12 protein-coding genes are annotated in these 16821 nt (G+C 73.6%); 11 read left to right on the forward strand and 1 reads right to left on the reverse strand.

Translation table 11 applies throughout. The features are described from left to right. Nucleotides 1–4: 4 nt before the first annotated feature. The 5 genes from OG386_RS26860 to OG386_RS26880 all read left to right on the forward strand — a co-directional run bounded on the left by OG386_RS26860 (nucleotide 5) and on the right by OG386_RS26880 (nucleotide 6377). Nucleotides 5–571, forward strand: coding sequence for a GNAT family N-acetyltransferase (locus OG386_RS26860; protein ID WP_328790247.1), 567 nt, complete (start codon nucleotides 5–7; stop codon nucleotides 569–571). A gap of 292 nt (nucleotides 572–863) precedes the next feature. After that, nucleotides 864–1436, forward strand: coding sequence for a CGNR zinc finger domain-containing protein (locus tag OG386_RS26865; protein ID WP_328790248.1), 573 nt, complete (start codon nucleotides 864–866; stop codon nucleotides 1434–1436). Nucleotides 1437–1539: 103 nt separating this feature from the next. After that, nucleotides 1540–3846, forward strand: a complete 2307-nt coding sequence (locus OG386_RS26870; protein WP_328790249.1) for a HelD family protein — start codon at nucleotides 1540–1542, stop codon at nucleotides 3844–3846. 504 nt (nucleotides 3847–4350) lie between these two features. Continuing rightward, entirely contained in the window at nucleotides 4351–5754 is a 1404-nt protein-coding gene (locus OG386_RS26875) for an NAD-dependent malic enzyme (RefSeq protein WP_328790250.1), read from the forward strand. 341 nt (nucleotides 5755–6095) lie between these two features. Continuing rightward, on the forward strand, nucleotides 6096–6377 hold the full coding sequence (locus OG386_RS26880) for an HU family DNA-binding protein (RefSeq protein ID WP_007264399.1): 282 nt from the start codon (nucleotides 6096–6098) through the stop codon (nucleotides 6375–6377). Nucleotides 6378–6799: 422 nt separating this feature from the next. Here the strand turns inward: OG386_RS26880 and murA are convergent, their stop codons facing one another. Next, a complete protein-coding gene (murA, locus tag OG386_RS26885; RefSeq protein ID WP_053172528.1) occupies nucleotides 6800–8143 on the reverse strand; it encodes a UDP-N-acetylglucosamine 1-carboxyvinyltransferase in 1344 nt (447 codons plus the stop codon). A gap of 263 nt (nucleotides 8144–8406) precedes the next feature. Here murA and OG386_RS26890 point away from each other — a divergent pair, with 263 nt between their 5' ends. The 6 genes from OG386_RS26890 to OG386_RS26915 all read left to right on the forward strand — a co-directional run bounded on the left by OG386_RS26890 (nucleotide 8407) and on the right by OG386_RS26915 (nucleotide 16705). Further along, nucleotides 8407–8967 (forward strand): YqgE/AlgH family protein, encoded by a 561-nt coding sequence (locus tag OG386_RS26890; protein WP_030010730.1) that lies wholly within the window; start codon nucleotides 8407–8409, stop codon nucleotides 8965–8967. A 29-nt stretch (nucleotides 8968–8996) separates the two neighbouring features. Then, nucleotides 8997–9281: a DUF3039 domain-containing protein gene (locus tag OG386_RS26895; protein WP_215018346.1), complete on the forward strand. Its 285-nt coding sequence runs from the start codon at nucleotides 8997–8999 to the stop codon at nucleotides 9279–9281. A gap of 200 nt (nucleotides 9282–9481) precedes the next feature. Next, nucleotides 9482–11119, forward strand: a complete 1638-nt coding sequence (locus OG386_RS26900) for a beta-N-acetylhexosaminidase (RefSeq protein WP_328790251.1) — start codon at nucleotides 9482–9484, stop codon at nucleotides 11117–11119. A gap of 320 nt (nucleotides 11120–11439) precedes the next feature. Next, nucleotides 11440–12324: an FAD binding domain-containing protein gene (locus tag OG386_RS26905; protein WP_328793370.1), complete on the forward strand. Its 885-nt coding sequence runs from the start codon at nucleotides 11440–11442 to the stop codon at nucleotides 12322–12324. Continuing rightward, complete coding sequence (locus tag OG386_RS26910; protein WP_328790252.1) at nucleotides 12321–14363, forward strand: (2Fe-2S)-binding protein; 2043 nt, start codon at nucleotides 12321–12323, stop codon at nucleotides 14361–14363. Before OG386_RS26905 ends, OG386_RS26910 begins: the two co-directional genes overlap by 4 nt. 53 nt (nucleotides 14364–14416) lie before the next feature. Next, a complete protein-coding gene (locus OG386_RS26915; RefSeq protein ID WP_328793371.1) occupies nucleotides 14417–16705 on the forward strand; it encodes a xanthine dehydrogenase family protein molybdopterin-binding subunit in 2289 nt (762 codons plus the stop codon). The last annotated feature ends 116 nt before the right edge of the window (nucleotides 16706–16821 follow it).

The following is a 16821-nucleotide window of genomic DNA, read 5'->3' on the forward strand; positions in this document are numbered from 1 at the left end:
CGGGATGATCATTGACGGGGTTGAGATGAGGGGCGTCGCGCTCGGCGACGCGGCGGGGCTGGCCGAGGCGTTCGCACGGAACCGGGCCTACATGGCGCCCTTCGAGCCGGTCCGGCCGGACGCCTTCTACACGGAGGACGGCCAGCGGGAGCGGATCGAGGGCGTGCTCGCCGAGCGGGACGCGGGGCGGATCGTCCCGTACGTGTTCGTCGAGACGGCCACGGGCGCGCCCGTCGGCGCGATCAACCTCGGCTCCATCGCGTACGGGCCGCTGTGCAGCGGCGGCGTCGGGTACTGGGTCGACCCGGCCTGGCACGGCAAGGGGCTGGCCACCGCGGCCGTGGAGGAGGTCTGCCGGGTCGCCCGCGACGAACTGGGCCTGCACCGGGTGGAGGCGGGGACCCTGGTCGACAACCTGGCCTCGCAGCGGGTGCTGGCGAAGGCGGGCTTCGAGCCGTTCGGCCTCGCGCCGCGCTACCTCCACATCGACGGCGCCTGGCGCGACCACCGCCTCTTCCAACGCCTCCTCCACGACAACCCGCCGGGTACATCCAGCCCCTCCGGCGTTTGAGGAGCGGGGTCTGGGGCGGAGCCCCAGGAAACCCGGCTCGGCCGGGCACCGGGCTCCGCCCGGACCCTCCCCCAGCTACCGCTGGGAGGTGCCCCCTGCTCAAACGCCGGCGAGGCTGGATTGCGCAGCCGGATTCCGCCAGCGAGGCTGCAATGGGCCGGCGGCAGCCGGTGGGCGCGCGGGTAGCTGACGCTCCGCGCGAGCCAGGGGCGGACCCACCGGTTCGGGGGCTTCCGCTGTGACCCGCCGGGCGGCAATCTGGTACGGCACCCCACGACGGGAGGCTGACGGCATGCGGTTCGATTCCGGGCGGGTCTGTCTGGACCTGGTGGCCACCTTCACCCCCCACGAGGGGATCCCGGACGGTGACGAGCTGCGGCTGTGGCTCGCCGGCGCCGGCCTGGTCCCCGACCGGACGCCGCTCGTCCGGGTGGGGCCCGACTGGGCCGCGGCCTTCCGGTCCCTGCGCGCCGACGTGGAAACGCTCGTACGGGCGGAGTTGCTCGGCACCGACACGGACGAGAACGCCCTCGCCCGGGTCAACGCGTTGGCCGCCGGACCACCCCCCGGCCTGTGCGCCGTACGGGACCAGGAAGGACACCTCGTACGGGAGCTGTGCGGCGGCGTGGAATGCGGTGCGCTGCTCGCGGCCGTGGCCCGGGACGCCGTCGAGCTGCTGACCGACCCCGGCGACCGGGCGCTGCTACGGGCCTGTGCGGGCGACGGCTGCCCCCGCGTCTACCTGGACACCTCCCGGGGCCACCGGCGCCGCTGGTGCTCCAGCGAGCGCTGCGGGAACCGGGAGCGCGTGGCCCGGCACCGCCGCCGGGTCCTGGCGGCCGGGGCGGGGCAAGGGTCCCGGTGAGAGGCGTACCACCCTGCGAGACCGGTTCCGGAACGGGCGTGCGGACAGGGGGCCGATTCGCGTACGGTTGACGGTCGCCCATGCACGTCAGAAGGGGGCCTTGGTGGCCGCGCAGAATGCCGCTGTCGACAGCACGGCGGATTCCGTCCGCGATCGGGAGATCGCGGTCGAGCAGACGCATCTCGACCAGGTGTACCGACGCCTTGAGGAGAAGATCCACGAGGCCGAGTTCCTCATGAACGACGCCGCCAAGCGCGGCCAGGTGGGTACGCCCGGCGCGCTCGCCGAGCGCGACGCGCAGGTCTTCCGGGCGGGTATCCACCTGAACCGGCTGAACAACGAGTTCGAGGACTTCCTCTTCGGCCGCATCGACCTGGTGCTCGGCAAGGACGGGGAGCGCGGCGCCGACGGCGCGTACACCTCCGTCGAGCCCGCCGACGACGCGATCCGCGAGGACCTCACCGCCGACATCGCCGAGACGCTGCACATCGGCCGCATCGGGGTCCTGGACTCCGACTACACGCCGCTGGTCATCGACTGGCGCGCGCCGGCGGCCGCGCCGTTCTACCGCTCCACGCCCAAGGAGCCCGGCCGGGTCGTGCGCCGCCGCGTCATCCGCTCCAAGGGCCGCAAGGTGCTCGGCGTCGAGGACGACCTGATGCGCCCCGAGGTCACCGCCTCCCTGGACGGCCGGGAGCTCCCCGCCATCGGCGACGGCGCCCTCATGGCAGCCCTCGGACGGGCGCGCACGCACTCGATGCGCGACATCGTCTCCTCCATCCAGGCCGAGCAGGACCTGGTCATCCGGGCCCCCGCCGCCTCCGTGGCCGAGGTCGCCGGCGGCCCGGGCACCGGCAAGACCGCCGTCGCCCTGCACCGCGCCGCCTACCTGCTCTACCAGGACCGGCGCCGCTACTCCGGCGGCATCCTGATCGTCTCGCCGACCCCGCTGCTCGTCGCGTACACCGAGGGCGTGCTGCCCTCGCTCGGCGAGGAGGGCCAGGTGGCCATCCGGGCGCTGGGCTCGCTCGTCGACGGCGCGGAGGCCACCACCTACGACTCCCCGGCCGTGGCCCGCATCAAGGGCTCCTCCCGGATGCTCAAGGTGCTCCGCAAGGCCGTACGCGGTGCACTGGAGCTCGGCGGCGCCCCCGACCGGCTGCGCGTGGTGGCCTTCGGTCGCCGCCAGGAGCTGGAGGCCGACGAGCTGAACCGGATCCGGCAGAACGTGCTCGGCGGCACCGCCCCGGTCAACCTGCTGCGCCCGCGCGCCCGCAAGCTGCTGCTCGACGCCCTCTACGCGAAGTCCGGCGGCGCCGGCCGGCACAGCGACCCGGAGCTGGCCGCCGAACTGCGCTCCGCCTTCGACGAGGACATCTCCACCGAGGACGCCTTCATCGGCTTCCTCAACGCCTGGTGGCCCGAGCTGACCCCGCGGGCGGTGCTCGCCGCGCTCGCCGACGAGCGCCACCTCGGCCGCTGGTCGCGCCGGGACCTCAACCCGCGCGAGACCCGCCAGCTGGCCCGCTCGCTGCGCCGGGTGGGCCCGGACGGCAAGGGCCCCCTGTCGGTGCACGACGTGGCGCTGCTGGACGAGCTCCAGCTGCTGCTGGGCGCCCCGGCGCGGCCGAAGCGCAAGCGGGAGCTGGATCCACTCGACCAGCTCAGCGGGCTGGAAGAGCTGATGCCGACCCGCGAGGAGACCCAGTGGGAGCGGGCCGAGCGGCTCGCGGCGGAGCGCACCGAGTACGCGCACGTCATCGTGGACGAGGCCCAGGACCTGACGCCGATGCAGTGGCGGATGGTGGGCCGTCGGGGCCGGCACGGCACGTGGACCGTGGTCGGCGACCCGGCGCAGTCCTCCTGGACGGACCCGGAGGAGGCCGCCGCGGCCCGCGACGAGGCCCTCGGGTCCCGCCCGCGGCGCCGGTTCACCCTGACGGTGAACTACCGCAACCCGGCCGAGGTCGCCGAGGTCGCCTCCCGGGTGCTGCGCCTGGCGATGCCCGGCATGGAGCCGCCGTCGGCGGTGCGCTCCACGGGCCTGGAGCCCCGCTTCACGGCCGCCGGGGGCGATCTGGGCACGGCGGTCCGCGAGGAGACCCGGAGGCTGCTGGAGCAGGTGGACGGCACCGTCGGCGTGGTCGTGGCCATGGACCGGCGCGCGGAGGCGGCGGGCTGGCTCGCGGACCTCGGCGGGCGGGCGGTGGCGCTGGGCAGCCTGGAGGCCAAGGGCCTGGAGTACGACGCCACGGTGGTGGTCTCCCCGGCGGAGATCGCGGACGAGTCCCCGGCGGGCCTGCGGGTGCTGTACGTGGCGCTGACGCGCGCGACGCAGCAGCTGACGGTGGTCTCGGCGGAGCGGGACAAGCCGGACGCGGACGGGGTGCCGGAGCTGCTGCTGCCGTAGGCCGGGCCGGGCCGGGCAGGGGCGGATCGGCCCGGCGGTGGCGGTCCACCGCCGGGGTCCCGGCCCGCTCAGGGCCCCGTACGGCCGGATGGTCCGCGGCCGGGAGCGTGGTGCTCGGATACGGGCGCGAGCAGGGGGATCACTTTCGGCGATCCTTTGTTAGCCTGGGTACGGCACCGACTCGATCCAAGCCCCCGGGCCCAACCTTCGTCGCTCAGAGCGACCACTTGCCGCGAGGCGAGCATGGCGGGTCGGTGTCATCAAACGTACGAATCACCAGGTCCGCGTCCCCCACCTGTGGGGGGCGCGGACCTGTTTCGTATGACCCCACCATTCCGAACCCTTCTGGTATCTCGTATGGTGGAAGAGTCTTTCCGAATTTTGTAGCTGGTTACCTTGTACTGGCTGGTAGGTGGGACGATCGGACAACAGGTCCTGCCGCACCTGCTGTGCAGCGGGGCTCTGTGTGTTACAGCGAACCAGGGACAGAAGAGGAACACGGCCATGGCAACGGCGCCCAGCGTCTCGTATTCGATGACGGTCCGGCTGGAAGTGCCCGCGAGCGGAACCGCGGTCTCCCAGCTCACCACCGCCGTGGAGTCCTCCGGCGGATCGGTCACCGGCCTCGACGTGACCGCATCCGGCCACGAGAAGCTCCGGATCGACGTCACCATCGCCGCGACCTCCACCGCGCACGCCGACGAGATCGTCGAGAAGCTGCGCGGCATCGAGGGCGTCAGCCTGGGCAAGGTCTCCGACCGCACCTTCCTGATGCACCTCGGCGGCAAGATCGAGATGGCGTCCAAGCACCCCATCCGCAACCGTGACGACCTCTCGATGATCTACACCCCGGGCGTGGCCCGCGTGTGCATGGCGATCGCCGAGAACCCCGAGGACGCGCGCCGCCTCACCATCAAGCGCAACACCGTCGCAGTCGTGACGGACGGCTCCGCCGTGCTGGGTCTCGGCAACATCGGCCCGATGGCCGCCATGCCGGTCATGGAGGGCAAGGCGGCCCTGTTCAAGCGCTTCGCCGACATCGACGCCTGGCCGATCTGCCTCGACACCCAGGACCCCGACGAGATCGTGGCCGCCGTCAAGGCCATCGCCCCGGGCTTCGCCGGCATCAACCTGGAGGACATCTCCGCGCCGCGCTGCTTCGAGATCGAGGCCCGGCTGCGCGAGGCCCTCGACATCCCCGTCTTCCACGACGACCAGCACGGCACCGCGATCGTCGTGCTCGCGGCCCTCACCAACGCACTGCGCGTAGTGGGCAAGGCAGTTGGCGACGTCAAGGTCGTCATGTCGGGCGCCGGCGCGGCCGGTACCGCCATCCTCAAGCTGCTCCTCGCGGCGGGCGTCAAGAACGCGGTGAGCGCCGACATCCACGGCGTCGTGCACGCGGACCGCCCCGACCTCGTCGACGCGGCCGCGGACTCCCCGCTGCGCTGGATCGCCGACAACACCAACCCCGAGGGCTACACGGGCACGCTGAAGGAAGCCGTGGTCGGCGCCGACGTGTTCATCGGCGTCTCGGCCCCGAACGTGCTGTCCGGCGAGGACGTCGCCGCCATGGCGGAAGGCGCGATCGTGTTCGCGCTCGCGAACCCGGACCCGGAGGTGGACCCGGCCATCGCCCGCCAGACCGCCGCCGTCGTGGCCACCGGCCGTTCCGACTTCCCGAACCAGATCAACAACGTGCTGGTCTTCCCGGGCGTCTTCCGCGGCCTGCTGGACGCTCAGTCCCGCACCGTGAACACGGAGATGATGCTGGCCGCCGCGAGCGCGCTGGCGGACGTCGTCGGCGAGGACGAGCTGAACGCGAACTACATCATCCCGTCGGTGTTCAACGACAAGGTCGCGGGTGCGGTCGCGGGCGCCGTCCGCAAGGCGGCCTCGGGGTCCTGAGCCCCGCTGTGACGGCCCTCACGGCGCTCCGTTCCCGGCGCGTCGCGAGATGCGGGCCCGACGGGCCGCCTCTAGGGTTTGCGGGGATGCCCGCGAGGTCCGCGGTCCGCGACGGCGTGTGAGCGAAGGCGTGGACGGAGCGTCACCGCGGCGTGACTGTGGCGCTTTTCGTGTGACCCCGACGGGTGCCGGATTGGCTTTCCCGCCGCTGGTGGGGGCAGGATGCGTAACCGGGCGAGAGGGTCTGACGTTCAGACCCGGGTCCGGGGACTGTCCTAGGGCCCTGGCAGCATCGGCTTCGATCTCACGCCTCTAAGGCAAGTTGAACACGGGAGTACAACATGAACCGCAGTGAGCTGGTGGCCGCTCTGTCCGAGCGCGCCGAGGTGACCCGCAAGGACGCCGACGCCGTTCTGGCCGCGCTCGCCGAGACCGTCGGCGAGATTGTCGCCAAGGGCGACGAGAAGGTCACCATCCCCGGCTTCCTGACCTTCGAGCGCACCCACCGTGCCGCTCGCACCGCGCGCAACCCGCAGACCGGCGACCCCATCCAGATCCCGGCCGGCTACAGCGTGAAGGTCTCCGCGGGCTCCAAGCTCAAGGAAGCCGCCAAGGGCAAGTAAGTCCTGCCCCGGCGCCGAAGGCCGCACAGGCCTTTGGAACGGCAGTAGTACGCAAGTACGCAGAACGACGATGGGCGGTCACCCCCGGGCGGGGTGGCCGCCCTTCGGTCTGTCCGGGGCCGGACGCGGGCCGGTGGGCCCGGACGGGCGCCGGGCCGCCCCCGGGCTGCCCGGGGGGCCTGGCAGGCCCTGTGAGGGCCCGTCAGGGGCCAGGCGGGGCCCACGTATGCCACCGGCACGTCCCACCGGGCCGCCGTGCGGCTCCGCATGCGGCTTCGCGGGTCCCGGCGGGCCTCGCGCCGAGGTCCGTGACCGGGCCTCGCCCGGGGCACGGAAAAGCCCCCCGGGCCCTGTGCGGGGCCCGGGGGGCTTTCTGCGTACGTCCGCGTACGTCTGCGTACGTCGGGGTGTTCGGGTACGGCTCAGACGAGGTCGCCGCCCGGGAGCTCGACCTTCGCGCCGAGTTCCACGAGCTTCTCCATGAAGTTCTCGTAGCCGCGGTTGATCAGGTCGATGCCGTGGACCCGCGAGGTGCCCTCGGCGGCCAGGGCCGCGATCAGGTACGAGAATCCGCCGCGCAGGTCGGGGATGACCAGGTCGGCGCCCTGCAGCTTGGTGGGGCCGGAGACGACCGCCGAGTGCAGGAAGTTGCGCTGGCCGAAGCGGCAGGCGCTGCCGCCCAGGCACTCGCGGTACAGCTGGATGTGAGCACCCATCTGGTTGAGCGCCGAGGTGAAGCCGAGCCGGGACTCGTAGACCGTCTCGTGGACGATCGACAGGCCGGAGGCCTGCGTCAGGGCCACGACGAGCGGCTGCTGCCAGTCGGTCTGGAAACCGGGGTGGACGTCCGTCTCCAGCGCGATGGCGTTGAGCGGGCCGCCCGGGTGCCAGAAGCGGATGCCGTCGTCGTCGATCTCGAACGCCCCGCCGACGCGGCGGAAGGTGTTCAGGAACGTCATCATCGAGCGCTGCTGGGCACCGCGCACGTAGATGTTGCCGCCGGTGGCGAGCGCCGCGGAAGCCCAGGAGGCGGCTTCCAGGCGGTCCGGGAGGGCCTTGTGGTTGTAGCCGCCGAGGCGGTCGACGCCCGTGATCCGGATGGTCCGGTCGGTGTCGACGGAGATGATCGCGCCCATCTTCTGCAGGACGCAGATGAGGTCCTCGATCTCCGGCTCCACCGCGGCGTTGCTGAGCTCGGTGACGCCCTCGGCCAGGACGGCCGTCAGCAGCACCTGCTCGGTCGAGCCGACCGACGGGTAGGGGAGGCGGATCTTGCAGCCGCGCAGCCGCTGCGGGGCTTCCAGGTACTGGCCGCCCTCGCGCTTCTCGATGGTCGCGCCGAACTGGCGGAGCACGTCGAAGTGGAAGTCGATCGGCCGGCCGCCGATGTCGCAGCCGCCCAGGCCCGGGATGAAGGCGTGGCCGAGCCGGTGCAGCAGCGGGCCGCAGAAGAGGATCGGGATGCGCGAGGAGCCCGCGTGGGCGTCGATGTCGGCGACGTTCGCGCTCTCGACGTGGGTGGGGTCGAGGACGAGTTCGCCCGGCTCCTCGCCGGGACGGACCGTCACCCCGTGCAGCTGGAGCAGCCCGCGGACGACGCGCACGTCACGGATGTCGGGAACGTTGCGCAGCCGGCTGGGTTCGCTGCCGAGCAGAGCGGCGACCATGGCCTTGGGCACGAGGTTCTTCGCACCACGGACACGGATCTCGCCCTCGAGCGGGGTACCGCCGTGGACAAGCAGTACATCGTCACTGATGCCGGTCATGAATCTCGCGTTCCGGAGAGGGGTGGGCAGGGGGCCAGGGAAAAGGGTAAGGGCCATCACCCCCTTGTTCGTAAGGCCGACGTGGCCGTAGGACTGTCATGAATTCGGCACAACACCCTCCGTATCCACCACATGGCGGAGTGTTGCGTTCCGCCTGCTCCGTCCGTGCGCGCTCCTCGCTGCTGCCGTGCGCCCTGAGCTGCGATCGATCCGATCTTCCCGCCCGCTCCCCGGAATCGGCCGATGTGCGGGATCATGGCGGCATGACCGAGGTGTCCTCCCTCACAGGGCGGCTGCTCGTGGCCACCCCCGCCCTCGCGGACCCGAACTTCGACCGCGCGGTCGTGCTGCTGCTCGATCACGACGAGCAGGGCTCCCTCGGCGTGGTCCTGAACAGGCCGACCCCCGTGGGCGTCGGCGACGTCCTGCTGCCCTGGGCGCCCCTGGCGGGCGACCCCGGGGTGGTCTTCCAGGGCGGGCCGGTGGCCATGGACTCGGCCCTGGGCGTGGCGGTGATCCCGGGCGAGGAGGGTCCGCTCGGCTGGCGCCGCGTGTACGGGGCGATCGGACTGGTCGACCTGGAGACGCCCCCGGAGCTGCTGGCCGCGGCCCTGGGCGGCCTGCGGATCTTCGCGGGCTACTCCGGCTGGGGCCCGGGCCAGCTGGAGGCGGAGCTCGGCGAGGGCGCCTGGTACGTGGTGGAATCGGAGCCCGGGGACGTGTCCTTCCCGGATCCGGAGCGGCTGTGGCGGGCGGTGCTGCGCCGCCAGCGCAGCGAGCTCGCGATGGTCGCCACCTATCCGGACGACCCGTCGCTGAACTGACGGGCACGGGGTTAAGTACCCTGGGTTCCATGAGCACTCTTGAGCCCGAGCGCGGGACTGGCACGGGGACCCTCGTAGAGCCGACGCCGCAGGTGTCGCACGGTGACGGCGACCACGAGCGCTTCGCCCACTACGTCCAGAAGGACAAGATCATGGCGAGCGCGCTCGACGGGACCCCCGTCGTCGCGCTCTGCGGCAAGGTCTGGGTACCGGGCCGGGACCCGAAGAAGTACCCGGTCTGCCCCATGTGCAAGGAGATCTACGAGTCCATGGGCCCCGGCGGGGACAAGGACAAGGGCGGCAAGGACAACTAGTCCTCCCTCCCGGCCCCTCTTGCGTGGGGCTTCGCGGGACTTCACGGGATGTCGCAGGACCGAGACCCCCGGTGCGCACCAGCGCGTCCGGGGGTCTTTGCCGTGTCCGCGCGGCGCGTTAGGGTCGGCGCGACGAGCGCCCTGCGGAACGAGCGTTGCGCAGGACGCAACACGCGCACGCAGTCGTGAAGGGCTGACGCATGGACCTGATCCCCGCACCCCAGGTCGTACTGCTCGACGAGGGCGGGCGCCGCTTCGCGTTCGGCTCCGAGCCGGTCCTGGACGCCGGGCCGGGTGCCGAGACGGTCGCGCGCTGGCTGCGGCGCGAACTGGGCGCGGCCACCGGCTGGGAGCTGCCCGCCGCCCGGGCCGGCGCGACCGCCGAGCTGCGGCTGCGCGTCGACCCGGACGGCGCCGCGGACCCGGGGCCGGAGGCGTACCGCATCGAGATCGGCCCGGACGGGGCGGAGCTGACGGGAGCGACGGCCGCCGGACTGTTCTGGGGCGCCCAGACGCTGCGTCAGCTGCTGGGGCCCGACGCGTACCGGAAGGCACCGTTGCCCGGCCGCACGTGGAGCCTGCCGTACGCCTCCGTCGCGGACGGCCCGCGGTTCGGCTGGCGCGGGATGATGTTGGACGTGGCCCGGCACTTCATGCCCAAGGACGGCGTGCTGCGCTACGTCGACCTGCTCGCCGCGCACAAGCTCAACGTGCTGCACCTGCACCTGACCGACGACCAGGGCTGGCGGATCGAGATCGAGCGCTACCCGCGGCTGACCGAGGTCGGCGGGTGGCGCCCGCGCAGCCGGTGGGGCCACCGGGCCTCGCCGCTGTGGAACGAGACCCCGCACGGCGGGTACTACACGCAGGACGACATCCGCGAGATCGTCGCGTACGCCGCCGAGCGGCACGTCCGGGTGGTCCCGGAGATCGACGTACCGGGGCATTCGCAGGCCGCGATCGCCGCGTACCCGGAGCTGGGCAACACCGACGTGGTCGACACCGCGGCGCTCGGGGTGTGGGACGACTGGGGGATCACCGAGAACGTGCTCGCGCCGACCGAGGCCGTGCTGCGCTTCTACGAAGGGGTCTTCGAGGAGCTGCTGGAGCTGTTCCCGGTCGAGGTCTCACCCTTCGTGCACGTGGGCGGGGACGAGTGCCCCAAGGCGCAGTGGAAGGCCTCCGCGGTCGCCCAGGAGCGGATCCGCGAGCTGGGCGTGGACGGGGAGGACGGGCTGCAGGCGTGGTTCGTCCGGCACTTCGACGGCTGGCTCGCCGCGCGCGGGCGGCGGCTGATCGGCTGGGACGAGATCCTGGAGGGCGGGCTCGCCGAGGGGGCCGCGGTGTCCTCGTGGCGCGGCTACGCGGGCGGGATCGCCGCGGCCGAGGCCGGGCACGACGTGGTCATGTGCCCCGAGCAGCAGGTGTACCTGGACCACCGGCAGGCGGGCGGTGCGGACGAGCCGGTGCCCATCGGGTACGTGCGCTCGCTGGAGGACGTGTACCGCTTCGAGCCGGTGCCGCCGAAGCTGTCGCCGGAGGCCGCCGCCCACGTGCTGGGCGCGCAGGCCAACGTCTGGACCGAGGTGATGGAGGACCAGGGCCGGGTCGACTACCAGGTGTTCCCGCGGCTGGCGGCCTTCGCCGAAGTGGTGTGGTCGCGGCAGCCGGAACCCGAGGAGCGGGACTTCGCGCGGTTCGAGGAGCGGATGGTCGCGCACTACGCGCGGTTGGCCGCGCAGGGGGTCGATTACCGGCCGCCGGGCGGCCCGTTGCCGCGGCAGCGGCGGCCCGGGGTGTTGGGGCGCCCGATCGAGGGCGCGCCCCCGAACGTGTGACAACTGGATGACGCCCGCGACCGGAACCCAAAGGGAACGGGAGCGGAACTCTGCCTCAATTTCCCCAGATACAGGGAAAATCGGGCAATCGCGGAGGAGGGCCGTCGAAGGCGGTGCGACACGGCCGTACGGCCCGTACGGGGCACCGCGCCCGGGGTCGGGCGCAGGGGGGCGGACCCTCGCGCCGGGCGGCCCGGAAGATGTGCCAGAGTTGCCACGTCCCGGCGGTGAGCACGTACCGTACGGCGGAACAGGCGTGAGCGCCGGAACCGGGACATCGGGAAGGGGCAGCTGGGTTGACCACGCACGCACCGCACGCACTGGATTCACCTCAGGGGCCGCAGGGCCCGCAGGCGGCGCAGTCCGTGACGCTGCCGGCCTCGCTCGACGAGGCCGTGGCGGCGCTCGCCGCCATGCCCGCCGCTGTGCCGGTCGCGGGCGGCACCGACCTGATGGCCGCGGTCAACGCCGGGCTGCTGCGGCCCGCCGCACTGGTGGGCCTGGGCCGGATCAACGAGATCCGCGGCTGGCAGTACCAGGACGGCCACGCGCTGCTCGGCGCGGGCCTCACGCACGCCCGGATGGGACGGCCGGATTTCGCCGCTCTGATCCCCGCGCTGGCGGCCGCGGCCCGGGCCGCCGGCCCCCCGCAGATCCGCAACGCGGGCACCCTCGGCGGCAACATCGCCACCGCGGCGCCCACGGGTGACGCGCTGCCCGTGCTGGCCGCGCTGGAGGCCGTACTCGTCATCGTCGGCCCGGGCGGGCAGCGGGAGATCCCGGTGTCGCACCTGCTGGCCGGGCGGGAGATGCTGCGGCCCGGTGAGCTGATCGGCTTCGTGCGGGTTCCGCTGCTGCACGCACCGCAGGTGTTCCTGAAGGCCACGGGCCGTACCGGTCCGGGACGTGCCGTGGCGTCCGTGGGGCTCGTCCTGGATCCCGCGCGCCGGGGCGTGCGCTGCGCCATCGGTGCGGTCGCTCCGATGCCGCTGCGGCCGCTGGAGGCCGAGCAGTGGGTGGCCTCGCTGATCGACTGGGACGGCGGGCGGACCTTGGCCCCCGAAGCGCTCGAGGCCTTCGGCGAGTACGTCGCGGCCGCGTGCGTGCCCGACCAGGGCGAGCCGGTGGCTCCCGGAGTACTGCATCTGCGGCGGACGGTGGCCGTGCTGGCACGCAGGGCCCTGGGGAGGGCGCTGACCTCATGAGCGAGAACGAGAACGAGAACGTGACCCAGGGGAACGGCACGGCGGGCTGGGGCTGGGAACCGGTCCCTCAGGGCGGCGAGTACGACTCGGACGCCACGGCCTTCGTGAAACTGCCGCAGGACATGCTGGACGCGCTCGGCACCGGGGAGCCGCTCGCGGCGCCCGGGCACGGCTACGTGCCGCCGCCGATGATCGTGCCGCTGGGCTCGGCGAGCACGGATCCGTCGGCCACGGGGACGTGGACGCTTCCGGTGCAGTGGCCGGAGGCGGGCGGCTCGGCACAGGCCGATCCGACGGGTGGCGCCGGTGCGGGCCAGGGCACGGGCTCCGGGTCCGTGGGCGGCCCGATCCCGGCGTCGATCCCGATCCCGGCGTCGGTCGCGGCGGCGTTCGCCGAGCCGGAACCGGAGCCGGAGCTGCCGGAGAGCGATCCGAGCGCGACGGCCGAGTGGCGGTTCCCGGAAGCGGCGCACGAGCCCGAGCAGGTCGGCGGTTCGGCGACCGGACAGTGGGCCGTCCCCGAATTCCCCGAGCAGTCGAACGACTACCGGTCGGGCGGGCTGGACGCCGACTGGAGCCAGGCACCGGCGACGCTGCCGGGCGGCGCCCCGGCGCCGTGGGCGTACCTGACGCAGCAGCCCGCCGGGACCCCCGACGCGGACGCCGCCGGTGCCGCTGCCGGTGTGCTGCCCGGTACGGACGAGGCCGCCGCCGCTTCGGCCGCCGCTGCCGCGACCGGGCAGGCGGCCGGGCGGCTGCTCGGCGGGCCCGGAGTGGGCGCCGCGGGCCGCGGGCCGCGCGTGCTGGGCGGGCCCGGGGTGGGAACCCCCCTGCCCGAGGGCGAGCCGGTGCACCAGGCCCCGCACGACATCGAGGCCGCGCACGGCCCGGCGGCGGAGCAGGCCGAGGGCGCCAGGGCCGCGGACCACGCGGGGCAGGGCGAGTACGACGGACAGGGCGAGTACGAGGTCCAGGGCGAGTACGCGGGGCACGCGGTCCAGGAGGAGTACGCCGGGCGGGGCGGGTACGCCGGGTACGCGGAGCAGCAGGCCGGGTACGCCGAGCCGGCCGCCGCCTCCGCCTCCGTCGCTGCCGAGCAGCGGGCGGTGGCCGACACCGGGCTGGACCTCTTCGGCGGGGTGCGCGTCCAGCCGCCGGCCGCCGAGCCCGCGCAGCCCGCCGGCACCGACGGCCACGGCTTCACGGCGTTCGGCCACGCGCCGGAGCCCGGCCCCCAGGCCGCGCACGAAGCCGCGTACGGGGCGGAGCACGAGGCGACTCACGGGGCGGAGCCGGTCGCTGCGGAGTCCGCCCCCGGGAACGGGGACCGGCCGACCGCGCAGGAGCCCCCGGCCGACCCCGCGCCGCACGCGGACACCGCCGACGGCGAGGACGCCCTCCCGACCGGGGCGGCGCCGTACGAGGACGAAGCGGACGCCGGGGCCGTCGCCCATCACGAGCACCCTTCGGCCTCCTACGTCCTGCGCGTCAACGGCGCCGACCGGCCCGTCACCGGCGCCTGGATCGGCGAGTCCCTCCTGTACGTGCTGCGCGAGCGGCTCGGCCTCGCGGGCGCCAAGGACGGCTGCTCGCAGGGCGAATGCGGCGCCTGCGCCGTGCAGGTCGACGGCCGGCTCGTCGCCTCCTGCCTGGTACCGGCCGCCACGGCCGCCGGCAGCGAGGTCCGCACCGTCGAGGGTCTCGCGACGAACGGGGAACTCTCGGACGTCCAGCAAGCGTTGTGCAGGTCGGGTGCGGTGCAGTGCGGGTTCTGCGTACCCGGCATGGCCATGACCATCCACGACCTGCTGGAAGGCAATCACGCCCCCAGCGAGCTGGAGACCCGTCAGGCCCTGTGCGGCAACCTCTGCCGCTGCTCCGGCTACGCGGGGGTCGTCGACGCCGTGCGCGAGGTAGTGGCCGAGCGCGAGGCGGCGGCCGCGGAGCCCGCGGCCCCGGGCGCAGGTGCACCGGAGCCGCGCATCCCGCACCAGGCAGCGCCCGGCGAGGGCGGCATCCACCACGGAGGCACGGCGTGAGCGGGCAGGACGCGGCGACGGCAACGACAACGGTCAACACCACGGTGACGGCCATGGCCGCCCCGGGCACCGAGGCCTCCGAACAGCAGGTCCCGCGCGGAATCGGAGCCTCCGTCCCGGCCGCGGACACCCGCGCCAAGACCGAGGGCACCTTCCCCTACGCCGCAGACCTGTGGGCCGAGGGCCTCCTGTGGGCCGCCGTGCTGCGCTCCCCGCACGCCCACGCCCGGATCCTCTCCATCGACACCACGGCCGCCGCCGAGATGCCCGGCGTCCGTGCCGTCGTCACCCACGCCGACGTGCCCGGCACCACCACGCACGGCCGTCGGATCGCCGACCGGCCGGTGTTCGCGCACGACGTCGTACGCCACCACGGCGAGCCCATCGCCGCCGTCGCAGCCGACCACCCGGACACCGCACGGCTCGCCGCCGCCGCGATCGCCGTCGAGTACGAGCTCCTCGACCCGGTCACCGACCCCGAGCAGTCCTTCGGCGCCCCCGCCCTGCACCCCGACGGCAACCTGATCCGGCACATCCCCCTCCGCTACGGCGACCCGGAGGCCACCGGCGACGTGGTCGTCGAGGGCCTGTACCGGATCGGCCGCCAGGACCCCGCCCCCATCGGCGCCGAGGCCGGACTCGCCGTGCCGCGCCCCGACGGCGGCGTGGAGCTCTACACCGCGTCCACCGACCCGCACACCGACCGCGACCTGGCCGCCGCCTGCTTCGGACTGGATCCGGACCGCGTGCGCGTGGTCGTCACCGGCGTGCCGGGCGCGACGGCCGACCGCGAGGACGCCGCCTTCCAGCTCCCGCTCGGCCTGCTCGCCCTGCGCACGGGCTGCCCGGTCAAACTGGTCGCCACCCGCGAGGAGTCCTTCCTCGGCCACACCCACCGGCACCCGACCCTGCTGCGCTACCGCCACCACGCTGACGCGGAGGGCCGCCTCGTCAAGGTCGAGGCGCAGATCCTGATGGACGGCGGCGCGTACGCCGACTCCTCCTCCGAATCCCTGGCCGCGGCGGTCGCCTTCGCCTGCGGCCCGTACGTCGTCCCGCACGCCTTCGTCGAGGGCTGGGTGGTCCGCACCAACAACCCGCCGTCGGGCCACGTCCGCGGCGAGGGCGCCATGCAGGTGTGCGCCGCGTACGAAGGCCAGATGGACAAGCTCGCGGCCGCCCTCGGCATCGACGGGGCCGAGCTGCGCATGCGCAACGTCCTGGCGACGGGGGACCTGCTCCCCACCGGCCAGACGGTGACCTGCCCGGCCCCGGTTGCGGAACTGCTGCGCGCGGTCCGCGACTTCGAACTGCCCGCCCTGCCCAAGGACGCCCCGGAGGACGAGTGGCTGCTGCCCGGCGGCCCGGAGGGCGCGGGGGAGCCGGGCGCGGTACGGCGCGGGGTCGGCTACGGCGTCGGCATGGTGCACATGCTCGGCGCGGAGGGCACGGACGAGGTCTCCACGGCCACGGTGAAGGTGGTGGGCGGCGCGGCCACGGTCATCTGCGCGGCCGTCGACACCGGTCAGGGCTTCGCCACGCTGGCCCGGCAGATCGTCCAGGAGGTCCTGGGCGTCGACGAGGTCGCCATGGCCCCGGTGGACACCGACCAGCCGCCGGCCGGCCCGGCGGCGCACGGCCGGCACACGTGGGTGTCGGGCGGCGCGGTGGAGCGGGCGGCCAAGATGGTCCGCACCCAGCTCCTGCAGCCGATGGCCCACAAGCTGGGCATGTCGACGGAGCTCCTGCAGATCCAGGACGGCCGCATCACGTCGTACGACGGCGCGTTCTCGATGTCGGTGGCGGAGGCGATGGCCGGCAAGGAACTCTGGGCGACGGCCCAGTGCCGCCCCCACCCCACGGAACCCCTCGATGCGGACGGCCAGGGCGACGCCTTCGTGGGCCTCGCCTTCTGCGCGATCCGCGCGGTGGTGGACGTGGACATCGAACTGGGCGCCGTCCGGATCGTGGAACTCGCGGTGGCCCAGGACGTGGGCCGCATCCTGAACCCCCGTCAGCTGGAGGCCCGTATCGAGGCGGGCGTCACCCAGGGCGTGGGCGCGGCCCTGACGGAGAACCTCCGCACGGTCTCCGGCCTGATCCGCCACCCGGACCTGACGGGCTACGCCCTGCCGACGGCGCTGGACGCCCCGGCGGTCCGCATCGTCAAGCTGGTCGAAGAACGCGACGTGGTCGCGCCGTTCGGCGCGAAGGCGGCGAGCGCGGTCCCCGTGGTGACGACCCCGGCGGCGGTGGCCTCGGCGGTTCGCGCGGCCACGGGCCGCCCGGTGAACCGCCTGCCGATCAGGCCGTCCGCGGCGGTCGGTACGCCCAACTCGTGACCGTGTGAGCCACATTGCACGTGCAACCCCGGACTTGGGGCTGTCCGTGCCGGTCGCTAGAGTGATCGACACAAGTGTGCATGTACGCATGGACACGGGTGCGAACGGGGACGGGG

It is taken from the genome of Streptomyces sp. NBC_00273, from assembly GCF_036178145.1.
Lineage (GTDB): Bacteria > Actinomycetota > Actinomycetes > Streptomycetales > Streptomycetaceae > Streptomyces.

Coding starts and splice junctions, on each gene's coding strand:
- OG386_RS26895 (WP_215018346.1), top strand. CDS start 8,997: ATGAGCACTCTTGAGCCCGAGCGCGGGACTGGCACGGGGACCCTCGTA.
- OG386_RS26865 (WP_328790248.1), top strand. CDS start 864: ATGCGGTTCGATTCCGGGCGGGTCTGTCTGGACCTGGTGGCCACCTTC.
- OG386_RS26900 (WP_328790251.1), top strand. CDS start 9,482: ATGGACCTGATCCCCGCACCCCAGGTCGTACTGCTCGACGAGGGCGGG.
- OG386_RS26910 (WP_328790252.1), top strand. CDS start 12,321: ATGAGCGAGAACGAGAACGAGAACGTGACCCAGGGGAACGGCACGGCG.
- OG386_RS26915 (WP_328793371.1), top strand. CDS start 14,417: ATGGCCGCCCCGGGCACCGAGGCCTCCGAACAGCAGGTCCCGCGCGGA.
- murA (WP_053172528.1), bottom strand. CDS start 8,143: ATGACCGGCATCAGTGACGATGTACTGCTTGTCCACGGCGGTACCCCG.
- OG386_RS26875 (WP_328790250.1), top strand. CDS start 4,351: ATGGCAACGGCGCCCAGCGTCTCGTATTCGATGACGGTCCGGCTGGAA.
- OG386_RS26860 (WP_328790247.1), top strand. CDS start 5: ATGATCATTGACGGGGTTGAGATGAGGGGCGTCGCGCTCGGCGACGCG.
- OG386_RS26880 (WP_007264399.1), top strand. CDS start 6,096: ATGAACCGCAGTGAGCTGGTGGCCGCTCTGTCCGAGCGCGCCGAGGTG.
- OG386_RS26890 (WP_030010730.1), top strand. CDS start 8,407: ATGACCGAGGTGTCCTCCCTCACAGGGCGGCTGCTCGTGGCCACCCCC.